Below are 11,738 nucleotides of genomic sequence, written 5' to 3' on the forward strand. Positions count from 1 at the left end.
ACCCGGCGGGCTCGTCCGATCCGGCGGGCTCGTCCGGCCCGGCGGGCTCGTCCGATCCATCCGGCTCGTCCGATCCGGCCGGTCCGGAGCGGGGCGCCCTGCTCGAACGCGACCCGGAGCTCGCCGCGGCCGCCCACGCCGTCGACGCGCTGGTCGCCGGGGCGTCCCCCGGCGGGCCCGCCCGGGGCGGCGTCCTCGTCTACCGGGGAGACCCGGGCGTCGGCAAGACGACCCTCCTCGCCGAGATCCACCGCATCGCGCGGGACCGGTGCACCGTCCTGACCGCCCGCGGCGGCGAGACCCTCACCTCGGTCCCCTTCCACCTCACCCGACAACTGCTCCAGCCCGCCCTGGACGGCTACGGCTCCGGCCCCGAGGACGTCCGCCGTCTCTTCGGCGACCACTTCGACCTCCTCGCCCCCGCGCTGGGCCTCGCCCCGCCGCCCCCGTCCTCCGCCGCGCCCGCCGACCCCCAGGGCGTACGGGACGGCCTGGCCCGGCTCCTCGGCCGCCTCGCCGACGGCCTGCGGCACCGGCCGCCGGTGCTGCTCGTGGACGACGCCCACTGGGCCGACGCAGAGACCCTGGCCTGGCTCGACGCCTTCACGGGTACGCGGCCGGGCCATGCCCTCCCGGTCCTCGTCGTCCTCGCGCACCGCCCCCTGCCGGGCGGGGGCGAGCGCACCGCCGCGGCCGCCCCGCACGGCCCCGGGCTGCTCGCCGGGCTGGCCGAGCGCGCCGTCCTGACGTTCGGCCTGCACGCCCTCACCCCCGAGGCCACGGCCGCGCTCGCCCGCGACGCGCTCGGCGCCCACGCGGACGAGCCGTTCTGCCGGGAGCTGTGGACGGTGACCGAGGGGAACCCGTACGAGACGGTCGAACTCCTCGCCAAGGCCGGCGACCGGATGCTCGAACCCGTCGCGGGCTCGGCCGGCCTCCTCCGGGGCCTCGGCGCGGGCGCCCGGGGCGGCGGCCTCGTCACCCGCCTCGAAGCGCTCGGCAGCGGCCCGACACGCCTGGCCTGGGCGGTCGCGGTCCTCGGCGCGGACAGCACGCCGGACCTCCTCGCGAAGCTCACGAGCATGGACGCGGCGGAGGTCGCCGCACACACGGAACGCCTCCGTGAGGCGAGAATCGTGACGGCGACACCCCCCTCGCTGGAGTTCGCGCACCCCCTCATCGGAACGGCCGTCCACGGCTCGGTGCCGCAGGCCGTCCGTACCGCCCTGCACGGGCGCGCCGCCTGGGCGCTCGCCGAAGCGGGCCACGGCCCGGCGGCCACCTCCCGCCACCTCCTCGAAGTGCACCCGGACGACGACCAGGACGTCGTCCGCCGGCTGCGGGCCGCCGCCGTCGAGCACCTGGCCGTCGGAGCCCCGGACGCGGCCCGCCGCTGCCTGGAACGGGCCCTCGTGGAGCCGCCCGGCCCCGACACGTACGCCACGGTCCTGTACGAACTCGGCTGCGCGTCCCTGCTCACGGCACCCGCCGCCACCGTGCTCCACCTGCGCTCCGCGCTGGAGCTGCCGGGCCTCGACGACGCCCTGCGCATCGACGCGACCTACCGGCTCGCGCAGGCCCTCGCCCACAACAACCAGCTCCAGGAGGCCGCGCGGGCCGTCGCCGTCGAAGCCGCCAGGACCCCGCCCGGCATCGGACGACGCCGGCTGCAGGCCGCCCGCTTCATGTACGAGGGGTTCCAGGCGGCCGAGGAGGACGGCCCGCGCCGCTCCCGCCGCCTCGCCGAGCTCACCGCGGGCTTCACCGGCGCCGACAACTCCGAACGGGCCCTCGTCTCCGTCCGGGGCTTCGACGCGATGCTCCGCGGCGAACCCGCCGACGAGGTCGTACGTCTCTGCGACCGCGCCCTCGTCGACGGACTGCCCGCCCGCGGCCTCGGCTGGACGGACCCCACGTGGGGCTTCGAGATCCCGGCCCTGACCGGCATCGCGTACGTGTTCGCCGACCGCCCCGACCGGGCGCGGACGCTCTTCACCGAGGCGGTCAGGGCCTTCGAGATCTCCGGCTGGAGCGGCGCCCACCTCGCCTTCGCCCACGCCCTCCTCGGCCTGGTCCACCGGCGGCGCGGCGACCTGCCCCGTGCCCAGCACCACCTGGAGGAGGGGCTGCGCCTGGCCGATCGGGTCGGCGACGGGCTCCCCGTCCACTGGGACACCGCGTGCCTCCTCGTCGACACCCTCCTCGCCCGGGGCCGTACCGCCGAGGCCCGGAGCGTCGCCGACCGCTACGGCTTCGGCCCGCCCTGGCCCGGCGCGATCGTGCTGCCCGACGGCCCCAGCGTCCTCGGCCGGCTGCTGCTCGCCGAAGGCCGCGACGAGGAGGCGATCCGTACCCTCGAAGAGGCGGCCGACGCACTGACCGTCCGGGGCCGCCACCACGTGGTCTGGGCCCCGTGGCCCTTCGACCTGGCCCGGGCACTCGCGCCGGGCGACCCGGACCGCGCGGCCGGCATCGCCGCCGAGGCCCTGACCCACGCCGAACGCCTCGGGACCCCGACGGCCTTGGGCGAGGCGCTCCGCTGCGCCGCCCTCTTCGCCGACCCGCCGGAGGCCCGCACCCTCCTGACCCGGGCCGTCGCGCACCTCGCGGCCTCCCCCTCCCGCTACGAGGAAGCCCGGGCCCGCGTCGACCTCGCCCACGCCACCGGCTCCCCCTCGGCCCTCGCCGAAGCGACCACCCTGGCCGCCACCTGCGGCGCAGACACCCTCGCGGCCACCGAGGTCACTGCCCGTGCGTCATTCCGCCCCCGGGAGTGAGGTAGTGTTTCTCCTGCACGCCGACGAGGGGAACTCCTCACGGAGACGCGCATCGGGACGTGGCGCAGCTTGGTAGCGCACTTGACTGGGGGTCAAGGGGTCGCAGGTTCAAATCCTGTCGTCCCGACTCGAAAGAGTCGCAGGTCAGAGGCTGTTTCAGAGAAATCTGAAACGGCCTCTGACTCGTTTTTGGGGACCGCTTGGGGACCAACTCGCCTTGACCGCTCAGCGGGCGACCGCGATCGGGTTCGGCAGTGACCGCGGAGCGCGGAGAGTGCGGCGCCGACGGCGGTGGTCTTGTGTTCGTCGGGGTGCAGGTACCGCTGGGTGTGGTGAGCACCCCGGTCATCGTCTTCGGCGGCGTCGAGGAGTTCGGGCAGGTCGCGGGCCTCGGCTTCGCGCTGGTCAATCCACCAGCCCGCCTGCGTGATGGCCCGGCCCTTCTCTTCCAAGACGGCCCAGTCGGCTGCGTCCCACGTGCCCTCGGTGACGAGCACGGCGTACGCGCCGGTCACCAGCTGGTGGCGGCAGCGCGCACCCCAGGCCAGGGCGGTGGGCGGGCGCTGATTTCGCTTCAAGCCGCCCGTCGCGCTCCGAGCCGATCCTTGGCCCACCACAGGAACGCAGCGGCGTGCTGTCGGTTGGCGAAGCCCTCGCCGGCGAGGTCGAGCAGGAGGTTGTTGCTCCACAGGATGAGCCGGCCGAGGGTCCAGTTCACCGACTCGGGTGCCGGCAGCTCCAGTCCGTAGACCATCCGCGCGATCTCACGCTTGCCGCCGGCCTCGGTCGTGTACTTCAGGATCGTCAGGAAGCGGTCGGGGTGCATCACACAGAGGACCCTCGTGAGGAGGGCTTCCTTGAAGCCGGTCATGCCGAACGGCTTGGTGCCGGCCAGCAGGTGCTCGAGTCGGTCTTCGACCGGCACGTCGTCGGGCCCGCGCAGGAGGTACTCGATCGTCTGGCGGGTCGCCTTCCCGGCTGCGGCGTCGCCCATGTCGTTCCACGCGGAGTTGAAGGTGGCCTGATTGCCGGGGCGGGCTCCGACCTCGGAGTTGGCGAAGTCCTTGAGGGCTCTGGGGTCGCACGTCCACAGCCCGTCCGGGGAGAAGATTCGCTGGTACTTCGCCCAGTAGTCCGCCACGTTGGGGTCGAGGTCCGGTTTGACGGTGAGGTACTGCTCTTTCAGCCGGGTCACGTGTTCCCACTGCTCGGGATCGACATCCTCGGCTTTCGGGAAACGGGACTTGAGCTCGCTGAAGGAGCGGAGCGGGTTCCTCTGCGGGATCACGGGCTCCCTGTGCTCCCATTCGAAGCCGCACCGGTGCTTCACGAGCCGGCCTCCGCCGTCGAGCGGGCGGACCGCCTCGATGTCCTCGTCGTCGCTGCACAGTGGACACATGGCCAACGCCATGGCTACCCCCCCCGCTTCGTCGGTGCTGGAGCCCGGCTTCGAGCTGTCGCACGCTTCGGCCAGGACCCGCATTCTCGCATTCGGCCAGGGCGCGCGGGATGCGATCTCCAGCACGCGGACGGATCTCGCCGTGACGGTCCTGGATGGCGACTCCGTGCCGCAGAGCAGGGTGTTCGGTTCGTGCGAGGAGGTGGCGACGCGGTGCGTGGGCTCCGGAGGACACGTACATGGTGAAGCCGAAACCGGCGTAGCACCCAGTGACGATCAGTCGGTCAGCAGGCATACCCGGTCGTCGTCCGTCACCTCGTACACGTCGATGCGCAGGAGCTGTCGGACATGTGCGGGGACGCGTGCGGCGGCTTTGGCGGAGGAGGACGGCACGACGAGGGCGTAGCGTGTGTGTGCGTCCTGGCTCGTCATGCGGCGCAGTAGTTGGCCGTAGGCGATGTCGGCATCGACGCCCTTCTCGCTGGTGCGGCCCTTGGCCTCGCAGATCAGCCGTTCCTCGCCGCGTACAGCTTCCAGGTCGGTCCAGCGGTCGGTCGGGTCGACGGGTGTCCACCCTTCGGCCAGTAGCCAGGTGCGGAAGGTGTCGGTGACCCGGTCCTCGTCACTATCGCGGGCCAGGACCTTCTGCAGTGCCGCGAGGTCGGCCTCTGCATTGCGGCGCAGTCGTCCGCGACTGTCCGCATCCAGGTCGGCGGGGCGGATGACGACGAGGCGCAGCCCGTGCGCGGGAATCCGTTCATCGCGTCGGGCGTCGTACAGGGCTCGCTGCTCGCCACGGTGGACACCGCTGACCGTGAGGCGGTCCGGCTTGTCGAAATGAGGCATCGGCAGGTCATGCTGCAGTTCGCGGTACTCGACCACCAGCTGATGACCCGGCCAGTAGGCGTCGACCGGAAGCCTGACTCGTCGGCCGCCTGCTCCGGGATCCCCCAGCAGCCAGTCGAACCTGTGCTGCGTCAGGGCCGTTTCCCCGAGGATCCGGTCGCACAACCCGATGACGTACGTCTCGTCGCTGCCGTCTCTCGTTGCCATGACGAGGCATCCTGCCATCACCCACCAGCTCGTCGTGGTCGTCGACGACACTCCGGCTGATGGGCACGGCAGCCAAGCGGGCGCCCGCTCGCCCGGCCAGGGCAAGACCGGCTGAGGCCAGGGTGGAACGCAGCCGCTCGGCGCGCCGGCCATACCGACGATCCGGCTGGATACGCTGGTCTGTCATGACCATCTGAAAGGTGCCGCGATGAGCCAGTACTTCGACATCGGCGACGAGACACTGTGGAACCCCTCCAATGGAGCTTCCCGCATGTTCCAGCGCCAGGTGGCGGTCTTCGAAGCGGAGCTGGAACTCCCCTCAGGCATCGGGCCGATGGAGAACGACGAATGCCAGATCAGCCCCGACACCTTCGAAACCTTCGTCGACGCCCTCCTGGCGAAGCACCGAAGAACGAGCCACGCCATCTGGCTCGCGCTCTCCGAAGGCTTCACTGCCACCGTGCTCGTTCTTGCAGAACGCGCCGCGATCAAGGTGGACTGGGCACGGCACGGAGCCGCCCCGGAAGCCCCACTCGAAGACGTGCAGGTCTCCACCGTCACTGGGATGTCCGCCCCCGCGGAAGGCGCAGCCTGGGCTGCAGGCCTGCGGGAGAAGGCACGGGAGCTGGGGCGGCGCATGCCCCGCTGACCGGAGCAGCCGCGTCCGACGAACCGATCGCCCTCCCTCGCCGCTGCAGCCCGCCGTAAGAAACGACGTGCCAGTCCACCGAAGGCCACTCGTAGACCGTGGAGGCCACGGCCATGGTGCGGACGCCCATGAGTCTGACAAGCGTCGCGGGTCCGTGGGTACCTGCGGGTCACACACGTCGTCTTCAGGTCAATCCCCCTGGCAGCCGATCGAGGGGTGCGTGTCCCTTTACAGGGCTTCGTTCCAGACGGACGGCCCGAGCGCCTCACGCCGTCGCCCGCGGAACGCGGCGGAAACTTGGCGGCCGTCCCGTTCGTTTGTCAGACCCGTCTGATAGCGCGCAGTCGCGGATCGGCCGGTCACCCCGACCCGTTCGTCTCGAGCCGGCACCCGCCGAGCCGAGGACCCGGCACCGTTCCTGCCCGAGCAGGCCCGCACCCTCGTCGAGGCGCTGACCGCCTACACGGCGGGCAGCGCCTGGGCGAACCACCTCGACGACGTCACCGGGACCATCGAGCCGGGCACGTACGCCGACCTCGCCGTCCTCGACCGCGACCCGTTCTCCGGGCCGCCCGAGGAGATCGGCACCACCGAGGTCATACGCACAGACGTCGAAGGCCGGCAGGTGTACGCCGCGAACAGCTGACCCACCCGAGGACGAGGGCCGGGCAGGGCCGTTCCAGAGTGATCTGGAACGGCCCCTCGGTCGTACCCGGGGGAACCGCTCACCCGGCCGTGGGGTCCGTCAGGAGTTCACGCGGCGGATCCGGCAGCGGGCCGTGCCGGCGACGCGCAGGCTGATTCCGGCGGCGACCGCGAGATCGGTGTCCACGGCTTCGAACTCGTACGTCCGCAGGACCATCGCCAGGGCGATCACCGCCTCCAGCATCGAGAAGTGCTGACCGATGCAGGCGCGCGGGCCTCCGCCGAAGGGGAAGTAGGCGTAGCGCGGGCGGGCCGCCTCCGCTTCCGGGGTGAAGCGGTCGGGGTCGAAGCGCTCCGGGTCCGGCCAGTAGCGGGGGTGGCGGTGCGTCGCCCACGGGACCAGCATCACGTCGGCGCCCGCCGGGATGGTGTGGCCGTCGACCTCGCTCGCGGCGACCGCGCGCCGGCCGGTGACGGGAGCCGCCGGGTAGAGCCGCATCGCCTCCTTGAGCACGCGCATGAGGTACGGGAGCCGGTCGAAGTCGGCTGCCTCGGGCGTACGGTCGCCCAGGACGCGGTCGATCTCCTCGCGGGCCCGGGTCTGGATCTCCGGGTGGGTGGCCAGCAGGTGGAGGGTGAAGGCCATCGACGTCGCCGTCGACTCGTGGCCGGCGAGCAGGAAGATCAGCATCTGGTCGCGCAGTTCGGTGGCGTCGAGCTCCCCGTCCTCCGCGTTCGTCGCGGCCGCGAGCAGCGACAGCAGATCGTCCCCCTGGGGAACCGTGCCGCTGCGCCGCTCGGCGACGATCCTGTCGCACACCCCGTACAACTCGTTCACCGCGGCGGCCGCCCGCTTGTTGCCCGGGGTGGGCCAGTCGCGGGGGAGGTTCGCGGGGGAGTACCCGCGGCGCATCGTGTACTCGGTGATGACCGGGAAGCACCGGTCCACCACGTCGATGGTGGCCTCCACGTCGGTGCCGAAGAGGATGCGGGCGACCGCGCGCAGCGCCAGCCGCATCATCTCGTGGGAGAGCTCGACGACGCCGTCCGGCGCCCGCTCCCAGGAGGCGAGGGTGGCTTCGGTCTCGGTGACGACGGCGCCCGCGTATCCGTCCACCCGTCGCTTGGTGAACAGCGGCTGCACCAAGCGCCGTTGGCGCAGGTAGTCGTCGTCCTGGCTGGTCAGCAGACCGTTGCCGAAAGAGTCCCGTATCTCCTGGTAGAAGTGGTTGTCCTTGCGGAAGTTGGCCGCCTCGGACCCCAGGACCTTGTGCACGCCCTCCGCGGAGAACACGCAGTGCATCTCGGCGCGCAGCCCGGGCGGGCCCGCGGTGATCCGCACGACGTCGCCGTGCGCGTGCATCGCGCGCACGTACGTGCCGAGTGAGTCCGACTTCAAGTCGAAGAGCGAGCCGAGCAGTGGGACACCCGCGAGTCGAGGGACGTCCTTTCCGGCAGGTGTGGATGCCTGAGGTGAATTCGTCGCTTCCGTTGTCGACATGGTCGAACACCGCCCCCTGAAGGATTCTTGTGCTTGGTCGATCGATTTCCTCGCGCCGCTTCGGGCGGCGCGTCAGAGCTGTTCGCCGAGGAAGTCCAGGATGTGGCCGAACACGTCCAGCGCGGCCGCCCGGCCGATGAACATGTCCGCGTGGCCGTAGCCGGGGATCTCGGCGTACCGGACGTCCAGTTGAGGCTGCCGGGCCGCGAGGACCTCGTGGCAGAGCTTCTGGGAGTCCATCCACATCGCGTTCTCGCTGCCGGACATCAGCAGCACCGGGCAGTCGATCCGCCCGGCCTGGTCCAGGGCGTTCTCCGGCAGCGCCTTGTAGCGGTCGTCGCCGTGGTTCCAGCGCACCACGCTGCGCGCCAGGTCGATCCGCCGCAGGTGCGGAACGATCCACGTGGGCGCGGGGCCGAACAGCTCCGCCAGGCGGTTGTGCGTCGCGTCGGACAGGTGGTCGTGCACGTACAGCGAAGCGCCCATGCCCCAGGCCGAGTTGTGGAGGATCTGGCAGGTCGGGTCGGGGCAGCTCGCCTTCCTGGAGGCCAGGGCGAACAGCGGGGTGTACTTCGACCAGAGCCCGACCGTGCGGAAGTCCACCGGGATGTGGTCGATGCGGGACCGGAGCAGTTCGCCGCCCAGGGTGATCCGCAGCGAGGTCGTGCCCGCGAACCTGGGCGTCAGGAAGGCGCCCTGCGCGACCACACCGGCCAGCCCCGGCACCAGGCCCGCGGCCATGCTCATCGACAGCGTCATCGCGCCCACGCAGTGCGCGACGACGAACAACGGCCGGTCGCCGATCCGTTGCCGGATGCGCGCCACCGCCTCGGGGATGTCGTACAGGGCGACGTCGTCGTACGTGTACCGGCGGCCGGTCGCGTTGTACGGCAGGCGGCAGCTGCCCCGCCAGTCCAGCAGCCACGGCTCGTAGCCCTCGTCGAGCAGCACGTCGACCAGGTTGCGGGTCTCGGGCTGCACGAACATGTCCGAGGAGGCCGTGTGGCCGTGCAGGAGCAGCACCGCGGGCCGGTCGTCGGCACCCCCGGCGACCCTGGTCAGGCCGATCCGGGTGCCGTCCCCGGCGCGGAGGGCGATCTCCTCGACGGTCGCGCCGTCGAGGCGGGCGTGGAGGGGTCGCAGGGTCGTGGCTCGCGCGGTCGTCGCTCGCGAGGCCGTCGGTCGCAGGGCCATGGGTCGCCGAATCATCGGTCGCGCTCCGTCGGTGTCGGGGTCCGGCGTAGGTCGAGGAGGTCCGCGCCGACGCGGGCGAACGGGCCGAGCAGGCCACGGCCCACCTCCATGCCGAACCAGGCGAGCCAGGTCAGCTTGGCGGCCCGCTTCTCCTGACCGGACAGTCGCGGATCGACGCGGATGCCGTCGATCTGTTCGCGCACGTAGCTGTCACCGGGGACGACGACCTCGCCCTCCAGGCACGCCGGCTCGCCCTCGCGGCCGAGTGTGACCGTCAGCGTGCGCGTCTGCCGCCACAGATCGCGCCGCGCCCGGGCGAACTTGCGGCCCTCCAGCCACCACAACCGTCCGTCGCCGTCGCGCAGGCGCAGCCGGTAGCGCAGCAGCGTGTGGCGCAGACCGTGCGCCTCCGGTATGCCCTCCTGCGGGCGGACCCACAGGTCGCCCTGCTCGACCACGAGAGGTTCGGGGTGCAGCAGGGCACAGGAGAGTTCTCCGCGGATGTCGACGCGGCGCTCCTGCAGCAGCTGGTACATGCTCGCGATCGACAGGGTGAGCTTCAGCGTGCACGCGGTGCCGGCGGGCCCGCCGACCGGGCCCAGAGCCCCCTCCATCGTCTCCGGGAACCACAGGTACGGCTGATCGTCCAGCTCGGGGAGGCGGCCGAGGCCGTCCCGTGCCAGCTTCTCGAAGGTCTTGAGCTGCGCCTGAGCGTCGTAGCGGGCCGCGGGCGGCAGATCGTGCGCGGCGACGAACGCGTCCGTACGCTCGCTGGTGCAGGCAGGTCCCTTGAGCGTTGCCTCGCACAGCTTCACGGCCGTGGGGCTCTCCAACACCCTGGTGAGGAAGTCCAGTTCGGGGATCGGCTCGGCGCGCAGGCGGGCCACGGTGTCGGTGCGCCACTCCTCCCAGTCCTGCACGCGGACGTTCATGCCGCCGAGCGCCATCTCGCGCACCAGGTCCGGCAGGGTGTTGGGCTTGCCGGTCAGGTTGTAGTTGTAGCCCCAGGCGCCGGGTTCCAGGACCACGCCCACCGCCACCCGGCTCACCCAGTCCACCGGGGCGCTGTTGAGGTAGCGGAACGCGGGCACCCTGCGGAAGCGGGCGATCGCCGAGGTCAGACCGCTGCTGAGGTCCTGGGCGTTGTAGGCCCCCGTCCTGGTGTGTCCGGCGATGCCTCCGGGGCGCAGCACCGTGACGACGAGGCCGTGGTCACGGGCCCGCCGGAGCAGGGCCTCGGCGGCCCACTTCGACTTGTCGTATCCGGCGACCAGCCGGTCGATGTGCGCGACCGGGTCGTCCTCGCCCATGGAGGCGATGCCGACCTCGTTGAAGACCGCGACCGACGAGACGTGGTGCAGCGGCTTCGGCCGTCCCGTCGCCGCCAGTTCCGCCAGCGTCAGCGGACCGATGACGTTGCTCTGCCGCAGCGACGGGTAGCCGCGCAGGAAGTCCACCGCCGCGGCCACGCTGACGATGGAGTCCACCTCCTGGGCGAGCGCGTCCCAGCGGTCGTCCGACAGTCCCAGCCGTGGCTGCCGGATGTCGCCGGTGAGGACCGTCACGCGCCGTCGTATCTCGGAGGACCAGGGCAGGGCGTACGTGGACAGTGCGGCACCCAGTCGCTTCGTTCCCTCCTCCACGTCCGCCGCACGCACCAGGCACAGGACGTGCGCGTCGCTGTGCCGCAGCAGGTCCAGCAGCATGTGGCTGCCGAGGAAGCCGGTGGCCCCGGTGAGCAGGATCCGGCGCGGGACCACGGCCTCCGGCGGGCCGGCCCACGGCAGGGTGTCGGCGCGGGCGAGGTCGGCCAGGATCGCACCGAGGTCCTCGTCTGCGGCTCCCGCCGGAACGGCTCGCGCGGCCGATGCGGGGACGGCGGAGGGGGCGGCGGAGAGGACGGCGGAGGAGGCGGTCGCGGGGCCGGTCCCGGGGGCCGGCAGCGGGGCCTGCGCCGGCCGGGTTCCGGCGGCCGAGAGCCAGCGTTCGGCGATACGGCGCGGCCTGGCGTCGGCGAACACGTCGTCCAGACCGACCTCCACGCCGAGCTCGCGGGCCAGTGCGGCGATGAGTTCGACCGCGTTGACCGACGTTCCCCCGGCGTCGAAGAAGTCGGTCTCGGGCCCCATCGCGCCGTCCGGAAGGAAGCGGGCGGCTTCGGTGGCGATGGCCGCCGCGAGGCTGTCGACGTCCCCTGTCGCGTCGTGGCCGGCCGTGGCATGGCCTGCCGTTGCATGGCCTGCCGTGTCATGGCTCGCCGTCGTGGCCGCCGTCGTGGCCATGGCGGCGGTGGGCTTCGACGTGGTCGCGGCCCTCGGCGTGGTCCCGTCCGTCGGCGCGGTCGTGGTCTCCCGCGCGGTCGCGGCCTTCGGCGTGGTCGTGGTCTTCGGCCGGACCAGGGCCAGCAGATCGGCCACGTTGAGCCGTCCGCCGCCCCGCTCGATCGACTCCCCTGTCAGGCGCTGCCCGTTGCCGGGGGCGCCGACCGGCTCGTCCGCGTTCACCTCACCCATGGGGTGC

7 protein-coding genes, 1 tRNA gene and 2 pseudogenes are annotated in these 11,738 nt (G+C 72.2%); 4 read left to right on the forward strand and 6 right to left on the reverse strand.

Annotated elements, in window-relative coordinates; all coding sequences use genetic code 11:
- Positions 1–98: 98 nt before the first annotated feature.
- Both OG580_RS30870 and OG580_RS30875 read left to right on the forward strand, forming a co-directional pair.
- Positions 99–2,777 carry an AAA family ATPase gene (locus tag OG580_RS30870; protein ID WP_267048195.1) on the forward strand — a complete coding sequence of 893 codons (2,679 nt, stop codon included), beginning with the start codon at positions 99–101 and terminating at the stop codon, positions 2,775–2,777.
- Between the two features lie 53 nt (positions 2,778–2,830).
- A tRNA-Pro gene (locus tag OG580_RS30875) sits at positions 2,831–2,904 on the forward strand.
- A 211-nt stretch (positions 2,905–3,115) separates the two neighbouring features.
- On the opposite strand, the pseudogene OG580_RS30880 reads toward OG580_RS30875, so the two are convergent.
- The 3 genes and pseudogenes from OG580_RS30880 to OG580_RS30890 form a co-directional block, all read right to left on the reverse strand.
- Positions 3,116–3,328, reverse strand: a pseudogene (locus OG580_RS30880) (hypothetical protein); the annotation flags it as partial.
- A gap of 23 nt (positions 3,329–3,351) precedes the next feature.
- Positions 3,352–4,188 carry a hypothetical protein gene (locus tag OG580_RS30885; RefSeq protein WP_267046928.1) on the reverse strand — a complete coding sequence of 279 codons (837 nt, stop codon included), beginning with the start codon at positions 4,186–4,188 and terminating at the stop codon, positions 3,352–3,354.
- Between the two features lie 264 nt (positions 4,189–4,452).
- Positions 4,453–5,229 (reverse strand): hypothetical protein, encoded by a 777-nt coding sequence (locus tag OG580_RS30890; RefSeq protein WP_267046929.1) that lies wholly within the window; start codon positions 5,227–5,229, stop codon positions 4,453–4,455.
- Between the two features lie 208 nt (positions 5,230–5,437).
- Here OG580_RS30890 and OG580_RS30895 point away from each other — a divergent pair, with 208 nt between their 5' ends.
- Both OG580_RS30895 and OG580_RS30900 read left to right on the forward strand, forming a co-directional pair.
- Entirely contained in the window at positions 5,438–5,878 is a 441-nt protein-coding gene (locus OG580_RS30895) for a DUF6086 family protein (RefSeq protein ID WP_267046930.1), read from the forward strand.
- Between the two features lie 412 nt (positions 5,879–6,290).
- A pseudogene (locus tag OG580_RS30900) lies at positions 6,291–6,524 on the forward strand (amidohydrolase family protein); the annotation flags it as partial.
- Between the two features lie 99 nt (positions 6,525–6,623).
- On the opposite strand, the gene OG580_RS30905 reads toward OG580_RS30900, so the two are convergent.
- The 3 genes from OG580_RS30905 to OG580_RS30915 form a co-directional block, all read right to left on the reverse strand.
- The gene (locus OG580_RS30905) at positions 6,624–8,024 is read right to left on the reverse strand and encodes a cytochrome P450 (protein ID WP_267046931.1); all 1,401 of its coding nucleotides are present in this window, start codon (positions 8,022–8,024) and stop codon (positions 6,624–6,626) included.
- 72 nt (positions 8,025–8,096) lie between these two features.
- The gene (locus OG580_RS30910) at positions 8,097–9,218 is read right to left on the reverse strand and encodes an alpha/beta fold hydrolase (protein ID WP_267046932.1); all 1,122 of its coding nucleotides are present in this window, start codon (positions 9,216–9,218) and stop codon (positions 8,097–8,099) included.
- Between the two features lie 11 nt (positions 9,219–9,229).
- Entirely contained in the window at positions 9,230–11,731 is a 2,502-nt protein-coding gene (locus tag OG580_RS30915; protein ID WP_267046933.1) for a thioester reductase domain-containing protein, read from the reverse strand.
- Between the last annotated feature and the right edge of the window lie 7 nt (positions 11,732–11,738).

Origin of the sequence: Streptomyces sp. NBC_00094 (genome assembly GCF_026343125.1) — a bacterium.
Classification (GTDB): domain Bacteria; phylum Actinomycetota; class Actinomycetes; order Streptomycetales; family Streptomycetaceae; genus Streptomyces.